Annotated in this window: 15 protein-coding genes, 1 pseudogene and 1 other annotated feature; of the genes and pseudogenes, 3 read left to right on the plus strand and 13 right to left on the minus strand. The window is 54.1% G+C overall.

What is annotated here, in order from left to right; all coding sequences use genetic code 11:
* Positions 1 to 2 precede the first annotated feature (2 nt).
* The 6 genes and pseudogenes from thrC to yjjY form a co-directional block, all read right to left on the minus strand.
* Positions 3 to 1,289: a threonine synthase gene (gene thrC, locus I6L53_RS18400; protein WP_042324012.1), complete on the minus strand. Its 1,287-nt coding sequence runs from the start codon at positions 1,287 to 1,289 to the stop codon at positions 3 to 5.
* 3 nt (positions 1,290 to 1,292) lie between these two features.
* On the minus strand, positions 1,293 to 2,222 hold the full coding sequence (gene thrB, locus I6L53_RS18405; protein WP_042324014.1) for a homoserine kinase: 930 nt from the start codon (positions 2,220 to 2,222) through the stop codon (positions 1,293 to 1,295).
* A 1-nt stretch (position 2,223) separates the two neighbouring features.
* Positions 2,224 to 4,687 (minus strand): annotated as a pseudogene (gene thrA / locus I6L53_RS18410) (bifunctional aspartate kinase/homoserine dehydrogenase I).
* Positions 4,688 to 4,712: 25 nt separating this feature from the next.
* Positions 4,713 to 4,832 (minus strand) — a sequence feature (Thr leader region).
* The gene (thrL, locus tag I6L53_RS18415) at positions 4,768 to 4,833 is read right to left on the minus strand and encodes a thr operon leader peptide (protein WP_001386572.1); all 66 of its coding nucleotides are present in this window, start codon (positions 4,831 to 4,833) and stop codon (positions 4,768 to 4,770) included. (Overlaps the previous feature by 65 nt.)
* A gap of 213 nt (positions 4,834 to 5,046) precedes the next feature.
* Positions 5,047 to 5,733, minus strand: coding sequence for a tRNA/rRNA methyltransferase (locus tag I6L53_RS18420; RefSeq protein WP_042324016.1), 687 nt, complete (start codon positions 5,731 to 5,733; stop codon positions 5,047 to 5,049).
* Positions 5,734 to 6,131: 398 nt separating this feature from the next.
* Complete coding sequence (gene yjjY / locus I6L53_RS18425; protein WP_042324018.1) at positions 6,132 to 6,272, minus strand: YjjY family protein; 141 nt, start codon at positions 6,270 to 6,272, stop codon at positions 6,132 to 6,134.
* Positions 6,273 to 6,367: 95 nt separating this feature from the next.
* Here yjjY and arcA point away from each other — a divergent pair, with 95 nt between their 5' ends.
* Entirely contained in the window at positions 6,368 to 7,084 is a 717-nt protein-coding gene (gene arcA / locus I6L53_RS18430; protein ID WP_001194359.1) for a two-component system response regulator ArcA, read from the plus strand.
* Between the two features lie 66 nt (positions 7,085 to 7,150).
* Here the strand turns inward: arcA and creD are convergent, their stop codons facing one another.
* The 4 genes from creD to creA are packed head-to-tail and all read right to left on the minus strand — an operon-like array spanning position 7,151 to position 11,176.
* The gene (creD, locus tag I6L53_RS18435; RefSeq protein ID WP_042324021.1) at positions 7,151 to 8,518 is read right to left on the minus strand and encodes a cell envelope integrity protein CreD; all 1,368 of its coding nucleotides are present in this window, start codon (positions 8,516 to 8,518) and stop codon (positions 7,151 to 7,153) included.
* 58 nt (positions 8,519 to 8,576) lie between these two features.
* The gene (gene creC / locus I6L53_RS18440) at positions 8,577 to 10,001 is read right to left on the minus strand and encodes a two-component system sensor histidine kinase CreC (RefSeq protein ID WP_042324023.1); all 1,425 of its coding nucleotides are present in this window, start codon (positions 9,999 to 10,001) and stop codon (positions 8,577 to 8,579) included.
* Positions 10,001 to 10,690 (minus strand): two-component system response regulator CreB, encoded by a 690-nt coding sequence (creB, locus tag I6L53_RS18445; protein ID WP_042324025.1) that lies wholly within the window; start codon positions 10,688 to 10,690, stop codon positions 10,001 to 10,003. Before creB ends, creC begins: the two co-directional genes overlap by 1 nt.
* A 12-nt stretch (positions 10,691 to 10,702) precedes the next feature.
* Entirely contained in the window at positions 10,703 to 11,176 is a 474-nt protein-coding gene (gene creA / locus I6L53_RS18450; protein ID WP_042324027.1) for a protein CreA, read from the minus strand.
* A 211-nt stretch (positions 11,177 to 11,387) separates the two neighbouring features.
* On the opposite strand from creA, the gene robA reads away from it, so the two are divergent.
* Positions 11,388 to 12,257 carry an MDR efflux pump AcrAB transcriptional activator RobA gene (gene robA / locus I6L53_RS18455; protein ID WP_042324029.1) on the plus strand — a complete coding sequence of 290 codons (870 nt, stop codon included), beginning with the start codon at positions 11,388 to 11,390 and terminating at the stop codon, positions 12,255 to 12,257.
* Here robA and gpmB read toward each other — a convergent pair.
* Complete coding sequence (gene gpmB, locus I6L53_RS18460; RefSeq protein WP_042324031.1) at positions 12,254 to 12,901, minus strand: 2,3-diphosphoglycerate-dependent phosphoglycerate mutase GpmB; 648 nt, start codon at positions 12,899 to 12,901, stop codon at positions 12,254 to 12,256. The two genes, robA and gpmB, sit on opposite strands and share 4 nt — an antisense overlap.
* A gap of 49 nt (positions 12,902 to 12,950) precedes the next feature.
* Between gpmB and yjjX the strand changes: the two genes are divergently transcribed.
* Positions 12,951 to 13,466: an inosine/xanthosine triphosphatase gene (gene yjjX / locus I6L53_RS18465; protein WP_042324140.1), complete on the plus strand. Its 516-nt coding sequence runs from the start codon at positions 12,951 to 12,953 to the stop codon at positions 13,464 to 13,466.
* A gap of 93 nt (positions 13,467 to 13,559) precedes the next feature.
* On the opposite strand, the gene trpR is transcribed toward yjjX, so the two are convergent.
* Both trpR and sltY read right to left on the minus strand, forming a co-directional pair.
* Positions 13,560 to 13,886 (minus strand): trp operon repressor, encoded by a 327-nt coding sequence (gene trpR, locus I6L53_RS18470; RefSeq protein WP_042324033.1) that lies wholly within the window; start codon positions 13,884 to 13,886, stop codon positions 13,560 to 13,562.
* 57 nt (positions 13,887 to 13,943) lie between these two features.
* On the minus strand, positions 13,944 to 15,881 hold the full coding sequence (gene sltY, locus I6L53_RS18475; RefSeq protein ID WP_042324035.1) for a murein transglycosylase: 1,938 nt from the start codon (positions 15,879 to 15,881) through the stop codon (positions 13,944 to 13,946).
* Between the last annotated feature and the right edge of the window lie 47 nt (positions 15,882 to 15,928).

A 15,928-nucleotide genomic window follows, 5' to 3' on the forward strand; every position in this document is an offset into this window, starting at 1 on the left:
AATTATCCGCGCGTCATCATCAGCTTACGCAGGGCGGCAAAATCTGCCGGCAGATGTTGCGAAAGCAGCGGCAGATCCGCGCGTTCCGCCAGCTCTTTCGGCAGATCCAGCGTTTCATTGAGGATCGCTTCCACACTCTCTTTAAACTTCGCCGGGTGTGCGGTGCCGAGGAACAGGCCGTACTCGCCCGGATTGAGCTGGTCACGCAAGGCACGGTACGCTACCGCCGCATGTGGCTCAGAGGTATACCCCTTCGCTTTTAGCTCACGCATCGTTTCCTGCGTAACTTCATCATTCACAGCAGCGTAACCGAGCTCATTCAGACGCCAGATTTTACGGCGGAACAGTTCTTCGACGCGCGGCCAGTTGTTCGGCTGACTCACGTCCATCGCGTTAGACAACGTCGCCTGGGTCGCTTTTGGCGCCCACTGTCCGTCCTGCAGGAAGCGTGGCACCGTGTCGTTAACGTTGGTGGCGGCGATAAAACGCTTCACCGGCAGGCCGAGGGATTTCGCCAGCAGGCCCGCCGTCAAATCGCCAAAGTTGCCGCTCGGTACAGAAACAACCAGTTGATTTCGCGCGTCCTGCGGCAATTGCGCAACGGCTTCAAAGTAGTAACAAATCTGCGCCAGCAGGCGGCTGATATTAATGGAGTTAGCCGAGTTCAGCCCCAGCGCCACTTTCAGCTCTTCATCATCAAACGCCTGTTTGACCAGCGCCTGGCAGGCATCAAAATCGCCGTCGATCGCAACGGTTTCAATGTTGCCGCCCAGCGTGCAGAACAGTTTTTCCTGCAACGGACTGATTTTGCCGTTCGGATAGAGGATCACCACTCGCACGTTCGGCAGACCATAAAACGCATGTGCCACAGCCGCGCCGGTATCACCGGAGGTTGCCGTCAGAATGGTCACCGGCTTGTCACCGCTGATGTGGGTCAGCATCTGCGCCATAAAACGTCCGCCGAAATCTTTAAACGCCAGCGTCGGGCCGTGGAACAGTTCCAGACAGCCGACATCGCCCTCCACCTGGGCAACCGGTGCCGGGAAAGCAAAGGCGGCACGCACGCGTTCTTCGAGGACCTCCTGCGGGATTTCATCGCCGATAAACGCGGAAAGGATCTTTGTGCTACGGCTGACAAAGTCCTGGTTCAACATCTCATCAACTTCTGTCAGGTCAAATTCCGGCAGATCGTGCGGAAAAAATAGCCCCTGATTTTTGCCCAGCCCCTGCGTGACGGCCTGCGCAAAACTAACCTGTTCGTTGTGATCTTTAAGATTGTAGAGTTTCATCAATTATCCCAGTACTCGTGCGCCCGCCGTGTCCAGCCGGCAAATATGAACAAAGCCTTCCTGATTTTGCAGATAGTGATTTCCCAGCCAGTCTGCGACACGCTGCGCGGTCTCCGGTTTATCGCAGAGCGCAAACAGTGTCGGCCCTGAACCGGAAATACCGCTCGCCAGCGCGCCGATTTCCGCGACGGCCTGACGCGCCTGTGCAAAACCAGGCAGCAGACGTTCGCGATACGGTTCGGCAATCACATCCTTCATCAGTTTCGCCGCAAGCCCAGGCTGACGGGAATAGCAGGCGTGAATAAACCCGGCCAGGTGCCGCCCGTGGGCAATGCAATCCTGGCGACGATATTGCGCAGGTAAAATGGCCCGCGCTTCCGCTGTGGAGACCTTAATGCCTGGATAGGCGAGCACCCACAGCCACTCATCAAAGCCTGGCACCTGCTGACTGATAATGCCGTTTTCTTCGATCATCAACTGCATACCACCCAGGAAACACGGCGCGACATTATCGTAATGAATGCTGCCGGAGATACGCCCTTCGAGCTCCCCCATGATCGCCAGCAGACGCGTGTCATTAAGCGGTTTGCCGCAGTGCTCATTCATCGCCACCAGTGCCGCCACCACCGAGCAGGCGCTGGAACCCAGCCCGGAGCCGATCGGCATATTTTTTTCCAGTGTCATCGTCACCGGAATTGGCTTACCCAACTCCTGACAAAAACGCTCCCAGCACTGGTAAACAATATTTTCACGCGGTTCTGATGGCAATTTGTCGGCAAAGCGGCCCAGATTGTTCAGACGAAAACTGTCCGCCGCCTCAACCGTTACCACGTCGCCCAACAGTGAACCATCAACGGGGGTCACCGCCGCCCCGAGCACATCAAATCCAACGCTCATATTGGCACTGGAAGCCGGGGCATAAACTTTAACCATGTTAAACTCCTAGCTTCCATGAGAGGGTGCGTAGCAGGTCAGCAAACACCCCTGCCGCCGTGACGTCATTACCCGCGCCATAACCGCGCAGAACCAACGGCAGCGGCTGATAGTAGTGGCTGTAGAAAGCCAGCGCATTTTCGCCGTTTTTCACTTTGTACAACGGATCGTTACCGTCCACTTCCGAAATTTTCACCCGGCAGACGCCGTCTTCTTCGATGTTGCCAACATAGCGCAATACTTTGCCCTCATCACGGGCTTTTGCCACACGGGCGGCGAAGGCGTCGTCAAGCTGCGACAGATTAGCCATAAACGCGTCTACGTCGCCTGCGTCATCAAACGTTTCCGGCAACACCGGCTCAATGACAATATCAGACAGTTCCAGCTCACGTCCGGTTTCACGGGCGAGGATCAGCAGCTTCCGCGCCACGTCCATCCCGGAAAGATCGTCACGTGGGTCTGGCTCGGTATAGCCCATTTCACGCGCGATGCGGGTCGCTTCAGAGAGGCTCATGCCCTCGTCAAGCTTACCGAAAATAAACGACAACGAACCAGACAGAATACCGGAGAACTTCAGTAACTCATCGCCCGCGTTCAACAGGTTTTGCAGGTTTTCTATTACCGGCAGACCGGCCCCCACGTTGGTGTCATAGAGGAATTTACGCCGTGATTTCGCGGCAGCGAAACGCAACTGATGGTAGTAATCCATCGACGAGGTATTCGCCTTTTTGTTCGGTGTGACCACATGGAAACCTTCGCGCAGGAAGTCAGCGTATTGATCGGCTACCGCCTGACTGGAGGTACAGTCCACAATCACCGGATTCAGCAGGTGATATTCCTTCACCAGGCGAATTAAGCGACCGAGATTAAACGGCTCTTTCGCTTCAGCCAGTTCAGACTGCCAGTTCTCGAGGTTCAGGCCATGCACATGGGTCAGCAGCGCTCTGGAGTTCGCCACGCCGCAAACTCGCAGGTCGATATGTTTTTTCTTCAGCCAGGCTTGCTGACGCTTAAGTTGTTCCAGTAGCGCGCCACCAACGCCACCAACGCCGATAACAAACACTTCAATCACCTGGTCGGTGTTGAACAGCATCTGATGGGTAACGCGTACGCCAGTCGTGGCATCGTCATTGTTGACCACTACCGAAATGGACCGCTCGGAGGAGCCCTGGGCAATAGCCACGATATTAATATTGGCGCGCGCCAGTGCGGCAAAGAATTTTGCTGAAATGCCGCGCAGCGTCCGCATACCATCCCCGACGACGGAGATAATCGCCAGCCGCTCAGTGACCGCCAGAGGTTCCAGAACGCCCTCTTTCAGCTCGAGATAGAACTCATCCTGCAAAGCGCGCTGCGCCCGGGCGCAGTCCGCCTGCGGCACACAAAAACTGATGCTGTATTCAGAAGAGGACTGGGTGATCAATACGACGGAAATTCCCGCACGGGACATTACCGCAAACACGCGCGCCGCCATCCCCACCATCCCTTTCATACCAGGACCGGAGACGTTAAACATCGCCATATTGTTGAGGTTGGAAATCCCCTTCACCGGCAGATCGTCTTCATCGCGGCTGGCGCCAATCAGCGTGCCTGCCGCCTGCGGGTTACCGGTATTTTTGATAAGACAAGGGATCTGGAACTGCGCGATGGGGGTAATGGTACGAGGGTGAAGGACTTTCGCGCCGAAATAGGAGAGCTCCATCGCTTCCTGATAAGACATCGACTTCAACAACCTGGCGTCAGGCACCTGGCGCGGGTCGCAGGTGTAAACACCGTCGACGTCCGTCCAGATTTCGCAACAGTCGGCACGTAAGCAGGCCGCCAGAACCGCAGCAGAGTAATCTGAGCCGTTACGTCCCAGTACTACCAGTTCACCTTTCTCATTACCAGCGGTGAAACCCGCCATCAGCACCATGTGGTCGGCGGGAATACGCCCGGCGGCGATACGGCGAGTCGATTCAGCAATATCGACAGTGGATTCAAGGTAGTGGCCCACTGCCAGCAGTTTTTCGACCGGGTCAATCACGGTAACACGGTGACCACGCGCTTCCAGTAACCCCGCCATAATGGCAATCGACATCTTTTCGCCACGGCAGATGAGCGCGGCGTTAATGCTGTCCGGACACTGTCCGAGCAGGCTGATACCATGCAGCACATGCTTGATTTGGGCAAATTCCTGCTCAACAAACACTTTCAACTGCGCCAGCGGAAAACCTGGCTGAGCGTCGGCGAGTCCGGTCAGCAGTTCGGCGAAAATACGTTCGGCATCGCTGATATTGGGCAATGCGTCCTGACCTCCGATGGTTTTTTTCAATCATCGCCACCAGATGGTTGGTAATTTTAGCGGGGGCAGAAAGAACGGTCGCTACCTGCCCCTGCCTGGCATTGCTTTCCAGAATATCGGCAACCCGCAGAAAACGTTCTGCATTTGCCACTGATGTACCGCCGAACTTCAACACTCGCATGGTTGTTACCTCGTTACCTTTGGTCGAAAAAAAAGCCCGCACTGTTCGGTGCGGGCTTTTTTCTGTGTTTCCTGTACGCGTCAGCCCGCACCGTTACCTGTGGTAATGGTGATGGTTGTGGTAATGGTGGTGCTGATGCGTTTCATGGATGTTGTGTACTCTGTAATTTTTATCTGTCTGTGCTGTATGTCTATATTGGTTAAAGTATCTGGTGACCTAAGTCAATAAATATTTGATTTACTCACCTGACGAAACTTGTTCATGTGCTGCTGGCGAAGGGTTTATTTTCAACCAATACAGCAGGAACAGCCCTCTTGAAATCAGTATCTACCACCAAAAAAAAGAGAAAAGGCAAATTATTATTTTGTGATAATTTTTTCGATATCATGGACTAGCCGGTGCAACATTGCCGTGTCTCGCTGCCCCAATTGGCCAAGACGCTGTTGCAGCCAGTCGACCAGTTTGACGTCATCCGCCACCTCCAGAGAGGTCAGCAGTGTCATTATGCGTGATCGTAACGCCTGTAACTGAAATTCATCAGATGAATCGACTTCTTTAGCAGGTTGTTGCATTAAATTTGCTAATTGATAGCAGTAGACCATTACTGCCTGACCCAGATTCAATGAAGGATAATCTGCAACCATCGGGACACCGGTCAGGATATCCGCCAGCGCCAGTTCATCGTTGGTCAGTCCGGAATCTTCACGACCAAACACCAACGCGGTATGTTTCATCCAGGCTGATTTTTCTTCCAGGAGCGGAACCAGTTCCGCTGGTGTCGCGTAGTAATGAAATTTAGCCCGGCTGCGCGCTGTGGTGGCGACGGTAAAATCAACATCGATAAGCGCATCCGCAAGGGTCGGAAAAACGGCAATATTATCAATAATATCGCCGGAGCCATGCGCCACCCAGCGTGTAGCGGGCTCAAGATGAGCCTCACTGTCGACGATACGCAACTGAGTAAACCCCATAGTCTTCATGGCGCGCGCTGCCGCACCGATGTTTTCTGCTCTGGCGGGAGCGACGAGGATAATAGTTATACGCATTTTTCTTCTCTTTATGCCTGTCCGCAGATAATTGTGTGACCAGTGTCAAGATATTACGCGGAGCGAATTTACAAAATTTTAACTAAAATCTCTGGAAAAGCGTTTCACATTCAGTAAAAAGCGCTAAACTATTTCCTTACTTTACTAATGTTTTTTATGTTAACAGAAACAGTATATCCTTCTGTTTATCAGAGACAATTTGATTTAAAATGAATCTTATCCATAGGATTCGCCGTGTTAATTAGTTATCCCGTGCAACTAGTTGGATTATTGCAATTTTGTGATGAAAGCTAGCATTTGGATACGATGATTTCATCAAACTGTTAACGTGCTACAATTGAACTTGATATATGTCAACGAAGCGTAGTTTTATTGGGTGTCCGGTACGTCTTAGCCTGTTATGTTGCTGTTAAAATGGTTAGGATGACAGCCGTTTTTGACACTGTCGGGTCCAGAGGGGAACTACCCACGACCAAGCTAATGATGTTGTTGACGTTGATGGAAAGTGCATCAAGAACGCAATTACGTACTTTAGTCATGTTACGCCGATCATGTTAATTTGCGACATGCATCAGGCAGGTCAGGGACTTTTGTACTTCCTGTTTCGATTTAGTTGGCAATTTAGGTAGCAAACATGCAGACCCCGCACATTCTTATCGTTGAAGACGAGTTGGTAACACGCAACACGTTAAAAAGTATTTTCGAAGCGGAAGGCTATGATGTATTCGAAGCGACAGATGGCGCGGAAATGCATCAAATCCTCTCTGAATATGACATCAACCTGGTGATCATGGATATCAACCTGCCAGGCAAAAACGGTCTTTTGCTGGCGCGTGAACTGCGCGAGCAGGCTAACGTTGCGCTGATGTTCCTGACGGGCCGCGATAACGAAGTCGATAAAATTCTCGGCCTCGAGATCGGTGCAGACGACTACATCACCAAGCCGTTTAACCCGCGCGAACTGACTATCCGTGCTCGCAACCTTCTGTCTCGTACCATGAACCTGGGTACCGTCAGTGAAGAGCGTCGTAGCGTTGAAAGTTACAAGTTCAACGGTTGGGAACTGGATATCAACAGCCGTTCTCTGATCGGGCCTGATGGCGAACAGTACAAACTGCCGCGCAGCGAGTTCCGCGCCATGCTTCACTTCTGCGAGAACCCGGGCAAGATCCAGTCTCGTGCTGAGCTGCTGAAGAAAATGACCGGCCGTGAGCTGAAACCGCATGACCGCACCGTTGACGTCACTATCCGTCGTATTCGTAAGCATTTTGAATCGACGCCAGACACGCCGGAAATTATCGCGACTATTCACGGTGAAGGTTACCGTTTCTGTGGCGATCTGCAGGATTAATCGGGTTACTACCGTCAAAAAAACGGCGCTCAATGCGCCGTTTTTCTTATCTGCTGTCAGTTGATTTCACTTCCATACGCGAAGCGCATCGTCCTCCGGTGTAATCGGTTTCGGCGCAGTCGGCGTTGTTGTCGGTTTGGTACGCGAGAACGCGTACCAGTCCAGATGCCGCGTCAGGAACATCACGCTCCCCAGCGCCAGCAACAGTACGCTCGTTCCCAACAGCAGCGCGCTGTCTTCCGAGCGCAGCAGAACCCACATCACACCATCCAGCGCCAGCAATGCCAGGGTGAAAACCACGCTACTACGCCAGCCCTGTAACACCGCCTGAAGATAAACCCCGTTCATCAGCGCCCCCACCAGGCTTGCGACAATCCACGCCAGGGTGAAACCGATGTGTTCTGAAAGCGCCAGTAGCAGCAGATAAAACATCACCAACGACAGCCCCACGAGCAGATACTGCATTGGGTGTAACCTTTTTCCCGTCAAAGTTTCAAACACAAAGAAGGCCATAAAGGTCAGTGTAATCAGTAGAATGGCATACTTCATCGCCCGATCGGTTAGTTGATACTGATCGGCAGGCGTGGCAACCGCGACGCTAAACGACGGCAGGTTATACCATCCATCTTTTTGCGCATCCGCAAACCGATCGCCCAGGTTATTGGCAAACCAACTGCTTTGCCACTGCGCCTGAAACCCTGATTTACTGATTTCGCGCTTATCAGGCAAAAAATCACCGAGGAAGTTGGGATGCGGCCAGTTGCTGGTGAGAGTCATTTGACTGCTGCGTCCCACCGGAACCACTGAGAAAGATCCGGTTCCGCTTAAATTGAGTGACATCACCAGGTTCACATCGCGCATCGCCCATTGCTCATCCGGCAGCGGGATATGGAGCCCCTCCCCGCGCCCCGTTAATCCAGTCCCCGGCTCAACGGCAAACGCCGTCCCATTTGCCTTCGGCGCTTTCACTACGCCAATGCCCCGAGCATCGCCCACGCCAACCACAATAAACGGTTTTCCGAGGGTCACGTTGGGCCTGTTGAGTTCACTCAGCCGCGCGACATCAAACTCCGCTTTTAACGTGACATCGGTATGCCAGACCTGTCCCTCGTAGATGCCCACTTTTCGCGGCTCGACATTCTGGTTACCTTCCACCATGAGCGACTCCGGCAACCAGAAGTGGATAAAACTGCGCCTGTGCTGCACCTCTTTCTCGTTTTCCAGCACGGTGTATAGCTCGGTCACGGGCACGGCAATCAACGGACCGACCACTTTTTGCGATCCGCTGGTACTCTGCCGAATGGCATCCTCTACCGCATCGCGATAATCAGCGCGTTCCACAATAATCTGCCGGACCATCATCAGTGGGATCAGCAGCAATACAATCGCGCCACCTAAGGTGACAATTTTCCAGAACAGGGGGGATTTCAACATAGCGTTCTCCTTATGCAATGCCGGCAGAATACGCACGCTATGTGGGGGGAATTTGAAGTTATGTGAAGTGACGGTGAAGTGTGAACATGGCCTCGACGCCGCCTTCCGGCCGGTTACGCAACGCCGCACTCCCCTTCAGCAGTCGCGCCACTTCGCTGACGAACGCCAGTCCCAGACCGCTGCTTTTAAGGCCATTCTCACGCGGCAGTGAGTAAAAGCGATCGAATATCCGCGGCAAGGCAAAATCGGGAATACCACTGCCCGTGTCGGCCACGATCAGCGTCACCTTCTCTGAATGCGCCTGCGCGCTGAGGGTGATCGTTCCGCCTGCCGGGGTGAAATCAATGGCATTGTCCAGCAGATTTCCCAACGCCTGTTCCAGCAACGCCGGTTCCGCAGAGACGCTTAACGCCGAGGGGACAATTTCCAGCGATATCGCCTTCGTCGACAGTTGAATGGCGCGCGCGTCACTGACTTGCGCAAACAGCTCATCAACCGCAACCACAGAGAGCGCAATATCCTGACGGTTCTCCAGTCGCGCCTGGCGCAGCAGCGTTTCAACCAGCACCTGCATTCGTGCATTTTGGCTGAGAATATTGTCGGTAAAGCGCGCAACAATGTCCGGAGGCGGATTTTCCCGCAGGATTTCCGCCGCGCCGCGAATGGCCGCCAACGGACTCTTCAACTCGTGGGTAAGCGCGTACACGTACTGTTCAATGTAATTCTTACCTTCCAGCTTCAGACGCATGCTCTCCAGCGCCTGGGCCAACTTGCGCAACTCGCTGCTGCCCAGTTCAGGCAGCGGCATCGGCTCGTTTTCAGTCACTGAATCCGCATAGCGCGTCAGACGAGCGATCGAGCGGTTAATCCACCAGACCATCCCGACACCAATCACCAGGGCAATGCCGAGCAGAATCGCGCTGGCCCAGAGGATCCGCCGCTCGCTGCGTTTAATCACCGGCGCCATTGCGGCATTGGGTTTCCCCACACTGAGCACACCGACGATCTTTCCATTGTCGACTATCGGTGCGGCAACGTACATGACCGAGCTTTCCGGGTCAGCGGGATCCTGTGGCGTACTGCGTGCGCCATACTGTCCACGCAGCGTTAGCCAGACATCGTTCCAGCGGGAGTAATCCTGTCCAACCGCTTTATTAACGGAATCAAACACCACTTTGCCCTGCGCGTCCGTCATGTAGACATGGTACTCGTTGCGGACTTTATTGATTCCGCTGATATTGGCGCGAAAGGGACGGTTATGCAGTTGCGAAAACGCCTGCGCCAGTTGACCATGCTCCGGGTTACCGGACAGGAGATCGTCGCGGGCCAACGCCGCCAGCAGCGTGGCGGTATCGATCAGCGTCCCTTCCGTTGCACGCCGTACACCGGGTTTAATCTCCTGCACAAAAATAGAGAGAACAAACCACGCGGCAACGGCGACAATCAGGAAATAGCCCAACAGCAAACGCATGCCAATGCGCATCAGAGGCTCCTCAGGCTATAGCCCATCCCACGATGCGTGTTGATAGGCGAGACCGTCGGATTGATAGCGCGCAGTTTGGCGCGTAGCGTTTTAATGTGCGTGTCGACCGTCCGGTCGAAAGTATCCTGCGCATCCGCCCAGACAATATCCATCAGTTGCTGGCGCGAATAGACGCGGCCTGGAGATAACAGTAGCGTTTTCAGTAACAAAAACTCATAGCGCGTGAGCGACAGAGGCGTGCCGAACCAGGCCACTTCGGCAGCGGGCTCGTTCAGCTCAAAATGACCGGTTTTGACAATGGGCGACGGCGTGGAAAACTTCTTTACCCGGCGTAACAGCGTACGTACCCTGGCGCACACCTCTCTCGGCGAAAACGGTTTAGCAACGTAATCGTCAGCGCCAATTTCCAGCCCCAACAGGCGGTCCACCTCGTCACTGCGCGCCGTCAGAAAGAGAATGGGTAACGCCGGATGGTGCTCCAGCAATCGTCGGCACAGTTCAAAGCCGCTGATATCCGGCAAGCCGACATCGAGAATCGCCACATCCGGGCACTGAAGACGCGCTTTATCCAGCGCGGGCAGTCCGCGCTCAAAGGCCTCCACACTGAACCCTTCCTGCTGGAGCATATAAATCAGGGTATCCGCGATACCCTGCTCATCTTCCACCAGCCAGACTGATACCTGCTGCATAATGCTTCCCTGTTATTCGCGCCACGGCATGATGGGTACCGCGCTAATGGCGTTTTTTGGCGACCCGTCGACAACCTTGTCAGAATAGGCAAGATAGGCCAGCGCGTTGCGTTTAGCATCATAAAAACGCACGACCTGTAAGGATTTGAAGACCAGTGAGGTACGTTTCTTAAAGACCACTTCTCCCTGCGCTTTACCGTTCTTGATTCTGTCGCTCAGTTCTACCGGTCCAACCTGCTGACAAGAGATGGCGGCATCAGAGGTGTCTTCGGCCAGCCCCAGCCCGCCTTTGATACCCCCGGTCTTGGCGCGACTGACGTAGCAGGTCACGTTTTTGACATCGGGATCGTCAAACGCCTCTACGACAATTTTATGGTCCGGCCCAAAGATTTTGAACACCGTATCGACGGAACCAATCTGTTCGGCAGACGCCAGAGGTGCCAACATAAACAACAGGGTGGAAATAACTAAACTCTTGTATTTCATATTGTTACCATTCTTTAAAATGACACTGCGTAATTATTCGACATTGTAAAAGAAACTGTTTACAGATCACAGGATTACAATAATCACGTTTTATTTGATCCAAAAAAAGCATTAATGCGCAAAAAAAACACTGAATGCTAAAACAGCAAAAAATGCTATTATCCAATAATCTGATGTCAGGTGTTTGTAGTTGAAAGGATGAGGATATTTTATGGATCAGGCCGGCATTATTCGCGACCTTTTAATCTGGCTGGAAGGTCATCTGGATCAGCCCCTGTCGCTTGACAATGTGGCGGCAAAAGCGGGTTATTCCAAGTGGCATCTGCAGAGAATGTTCAAGGACGTGACGGGCCACGCGATTGGCGCGTATATTCGCGCGCGCCGCTTATCGAAATCCGCTGTTGCGCTTCGCCTGACGGCTCGCCCGATTCTGGATATTGCCCTCCAGTACCGCTTTGACTCTCAACAAACGTTCACCCGCGCTTTTAAGAAACAGTTTACTCAAACGCCTGCGCTGTATCGTCGTTCTCCGGAATGGAGCGCATTCGGTATTCGTCCCCCTTTGCGTCTGGGCGAGTTTGCCATACCTGAGCATAAGTTTGTCACTCTGGAAGATACGCCGCTGCTTGGTGTCACCCAGAGCTACTCATGTTCGCTGGAGCAAATATCCGATTTCCGCCACGAAATGCGCGTACAGTTCTGGCACAATTTCCTCGCGCACGCCCCTGCAATCCCGCCTGTGCTGTATGGCCTGAACGAAACGCGTCCAAGTCTTGAGAAAGATGACGAGCAGGAAGTGTTCTACATCACCGCGCTGCCTCAGGAGCAAGCCAACGGCTACGTGCAGTCAGCGCAACCGGTGTTGTTGCAGGGTGGCGAATATGTCATGTTTACCTACGAGGGTCTGGGAACAGGTGTCCAGGAATTCATCCTGACAGTCTATGGAACCTGCATGCCCATGCTGAACCTGACGCGTCGCAAAGGGCAGGATATTGAACGGTACTACCCGGCTGAAGATGCCAAAGCCGGTGACCGCCCGATTAACCTGCGCTGTGAATTCCTGATACCGATTCGCCGTTAACGCTGTAGCTCATCCAGCGCAGGGGCGTCCAGATGCGAGATATCCCCTGCCGTTTCCACTACCCACCCCGGCGCCAGCCACAGGCTTTCCTGATAATCCACCCGAGAAATCGAGCAGTTACGCAGGCGTAAGCGGCGTTCAGCATAGGCAGGAAGGCCCAGAATCGTACTGACCAGACAGCCCAGCGCGATGCCGTGGCTGACCAACAGCGGACGACTCCCCTGCGGCAAATCCAGGCACGCGGCGAGCGCGCCATGTACGCGATCGTTCAACTCCTGCATCGACTCCCCTTCGGGAATGCGCCCGTCGACGGTACCGTTGACTAACTGGCGGCGCCAGTTTTCTTCTTCTTCGGTCAGGGTATCAATGTGACGTTTTTCCAGCACACCCATATGCAGCTCGCGCAGGCGGGCATCTAAGGTGATATCACAGCCACAAGCCTGGGCGATGATTTCAGCGGTACGGCGGGTACGTCCCAGATCGCTACTGATGACATGGGTGATGCCGAGGTCTTTCGCGCGTTCACCTACCTGCATTGCTTGTTGCTCACCTTTAGCGGTCAGCGGACTGTCGGACTGGCCTTGAATACGTCGCTCGGCGTTCCACTGCGTTTCACCGTGGCGAACAAGGTATACCTGTAACATGCTATTTTTCCGTATACTGCAAAGCGTTTTTATAAAATCGAGATTAATTATGCACTATGTTGTCTCAGCAACCACCAATCCCGCCAAAATTCAGGCAATTCTGCAGGCATTTAACGAGATTTTCGGTGAAGGATCCTGCCATATAGAGTCTGTTGACGTCGATAGCGGCGTGCCGGAACAACCCTTCGGAAGTCCTGAAACGCGTGCTGGCGCACGGAATCGGGTCGAAAATGCCCGTCGTGCGCAACCAGATGCCGACTTCTGGGTGGCCATCGAGGCGGGTATTGATGAAGACGCGACCTTCAGTTGGGTGGTTGTCGAGAATGCAACCCAGCGCGGCGAAGCGCGTTCCGCGACGCTGCCACTGCCTGCGGTGATCCTCGAAAAAGTGCGCGCGGGCGAAGCGCTTGGTCCGGTGATGTCACACTACACGGGCATTGATAAGATTGGCCGAAAAGAAGGAGCGATTGGCGTATTTACCGCCGGAAAACTGACGCGCGCCAGCGTCTACCACCAGGCGGTGATTCTGGCGCTTAGCCCGTTTCATAACGCGATTTATCAGTGAGATTGTAGGCCGGATAAGACGAAGTCGTCATCCGGCGATGGTGCGATTGCTAGCCTGATGGCGCTACGCTTATCAGGCCAACGAAAACCCTTCTCAGGCGTTTTTCAACAATACGGCTTCAAGCCACTGACGCAGTTCGACAGGGGCAGATTTCAGGCTGTTAGAGCCGCGGGTAATCGTAGCAATCCCCGCCCCCAACTCGTTTTTAAGCTCGCGCTGGCTCATTTCGCCACGTAATAACTCTTCGATAATGCGTACACGCGTTCCCAACGCTTCGCGCTCATCCGGAGTCAGCATCAACTGCAACAGCGGTAAGTGCAGATCCTCTGCGTAAGACTGGCGGAGCAACTCCACAAAACGAAGCCACTCCTGATTACGTTGTTCGGCCACCGCCGATGAATAAGGGGAATGCTGGGTCATGTTATGCCGCCCTGTTGTACTCATGCACGAGTACAAATCATAACATAACCCATCAGATTAATAACGTCTCTGCCACTCAGAATCGCTCATCAGGGTGTCTTTCTGTCCCATGAAATAGCGATAATAGGCATCGTAGGCCAGCACGTTCTTCACGTAACCGCGAGTTTCCGAGAAGGGAATACTCTCGACAAACGCCACGGCATCAATCCGTCCCGCACTGTTGCCAAGCCACGTACGCACGCGCCCCGGTCCGGCGTTGTAGGCTGCAGATGAGAAGATCCGGTTGTTGCCAAACTGTTGATAGACGTACTGCAGGTAGCTGGTACCGATGTTAATATTGGTCTCCGGATCCAGTAACTGATTCTGGCTGCTGTAACCCGGAATAGAGAACATCTTCACCGTGTGTGTCGCGGTGCCTGGCATAATCTGCATCAGCCCGCTGGCCCCGACCGGCGATTTCACCTTCGGGTTCCAGGCGCTTTCCTGACGCGCTATCGCCATCGCGTAGCTTTGCGGGATATCTTTGCCGCGGGTATAGCGGGTGAAGAGATCCTGATACGCCAGTGGAAAACGTTCTTCCAGATGATCCCAGAGTTTACCGGCGATCGTCGCCTGCACGCTCAGATCCCACCACTGATTATTGAAGGCATAACGCGCCAACTGCGCTTGTTCCGTCTTCGTGCGGCTGGTGACCAGGTTCGCCCATTCGCTGCGGGCGGTGTTATCCAGATTCCAGTACATCAGTTCGCGAACGCGGGCCATTTCCGGCCCCTGAGTCAGGGCGTTATCCACATTGCCCGGCGCTTTATCAATTTTCAGGACATACTCTTCCCCCAGACGCTGCGCCGCCGCCATCGGGTAGAAACCGCGCTGCTGCATCAGGGCATGCAGGATCTCTTTTGCTTCGTTTTCCCGTCCCCGCTCCAGCAGCAAATCGGCCTGCCAGTAGCGCCATTCGTCTTTCTCTTTCGCTTCCATCGGCAGGCGCGCCAGCCAGGTGTTCAGACCACGACGATCGCCGGTCCCGAGCGCCATCCGCACCCGACGCTCCACAAGCGTGGTGGATTGCGAGCGCATAATCGCGTCATCGCGCCATTTCGCCTGCTCGTCGGTTACGTCGTTACCCATTAATCGCCAGGCGACAATATCGCGCAACTCCTGGGTTTGATCCTCATTTAGTTGCTGCGCCTGCACCAGTGACGGGATCATCAGTCGCGCATTTTCCGCATCCTGACGAGCGACGCTGGCAAAGGCCACGGCGGCCATCTGACGGGTAAAATCGGTAGCACCGGTGGTACGCGCAAAGGTCATGACGCTGTTCGGATCGTTCGCCAGGGAGATAATCGCTGATGCGATAGTCTGGTATTCCGCGGGCATCTGCCCGGCCAGCACCGTCACCAGCCCGGTATTTCCCGCTTTCATCGCCAGGCGGATACGTTCCAGATAAGAGAGCGGATCCTGAGTGCCTGAGGCGCGCCAGACGCTGAACAGCTTGTCACAGGCATTGGGCTGACTTTTACCGGTCAGCCACAGCGCTTTCGCCCCCTGCCAGGCCTCTTCCGCTTGTCCGGTGTTCCACTTCGCGTAGTAGTAATTGCACTGTGCCTCGGTGGTTCTCGGTTTCTCCGGACTAAACGCTAATAACCCGCGCCAGTCTTCACGCCGGGCCAGCTCATTCACAAAACGCGATTCCAGCGTGCGTGCTGGCGGCAGGGTTGGGTTGGCACGGACAAAATTGGTCACCGTGACAGTCGGCTGATTCATCAGGTCATCGGTGATTTGTCGATATTCCAGGTAGGGATACAGGGGGTAATTCTTCAGGCCCGGCATCATCTGTTCCACGACATCCATCTGTCGATTATCCCAGGCCTGCTTAATTTGCGCGTAACGGTTACGCTGTTCATCCAGTGAATCGGCTCGCGCAGCCTGACTCAGCGTCAGCAGGCACACACCGGCGGCAATAAGACGCCAGGTAAATCGTTGGGCTTTGTCCACAAGCTCTTCCTCTAAAAATGATACGTCGTTGCAGCCTCATGCCGCCT

This window comes from Citrobacter farmeri (genome assembly GCF_019048065.1).
In the GTDB taxonomy this organism is placed as follows: Bacteria; Pseudomonadota; Gammaproteobacteria; order Enterobacterales; family Enterobacteriaceae; genus Citrobacter_A; species Citrobacter_A farmeri.

Bases quoted from the DNA above. Each gene is read 5' to 3' on its own strand.
- thrC (WP_042324012.1), bottom strand. From the start codon at position 1,289: ATGAAACTCTACAATCTTAAAGATCACAACGAACAGGTTAGTTTTGCG.
- thrB (WP_042324014.1), bottom strand. From the start codon at position 2,222: ATGGTTAAAGTTTATGCCCCGGCTTCCAGTGCCAATATGAGCGTTGGA.
- I6L53_RS18420 (WP_042324016.1), bottom strand. From the start codon at position 5,733: ATGCGTATAACTATTATCCTCGTCGCTCCCGCCAGAGCAGAAAACATC.
- yjjY (WP_042324018.1), bottom strand. From the start codon at position 6,272: ATGACTAAAGTACGTAATTGCGTTCTTGATGCACTTTCCATCAACGTC.
- arcA (WP_001194359.1), top strand. From the start codon at position 6,368: ATGCAGACCCCGCACATTCTTATCGTTGAAGACGAGTTGGTAACACGC.
- creD (WP_042324021.1), bottom strand. From the start codon at position 8,518: ATGTTGAAATCCCCCCTGTTCTGGAAAATTGTCACCTTAGGTGGCGCG.
- creC (WP_042324023.1), bottom strand. From the start codon at position 10,001: ATGCGCATTGGCATGCGTTTGCTGTTGGGCTATTTCCTGATTGTCGCC.
- creB (WP_042324025.1), bottom strand. From the start codon at position 10,690: ATGCAGCAGGTATCAGTCTGGCTGGTGGAAGATGAGCAGGGTATCGCG.
- creA (WP_042324027.1), bottom strand. From the start codon at position 11,176: ATGAAATACAAGAGTTTAGTTATTTCCACCCTGTTGTTTATGTTGGCA.
- robA (WP_042324029.1), top strand. From the start codon at position 11,388: ATGGATCAGGCCGGCATTATTCGCGACCTTTTAATCTGGCTGGAAGGT.
- gpmB (WP_042324031.1), bottom strand. From the start codon at position 12,901: ATGTTACAGGTATACCTTGTTCGCCACGGTGAAACGCAGTGGAACGCC.
- yjjX (WP_042324140.1), top strand. From the start codon at position 12,951: ATGCACTATGTTGTCTCAGCAACCACCAATCCCGCCAAAATTCAGGCA.
- trpR (WP_042324033.1), bottom strand. From the start codon at position 13,886: ATGACCCAGCATTCCCCTTATTCATCGGCGGTGGCCGAACAACGTAAT.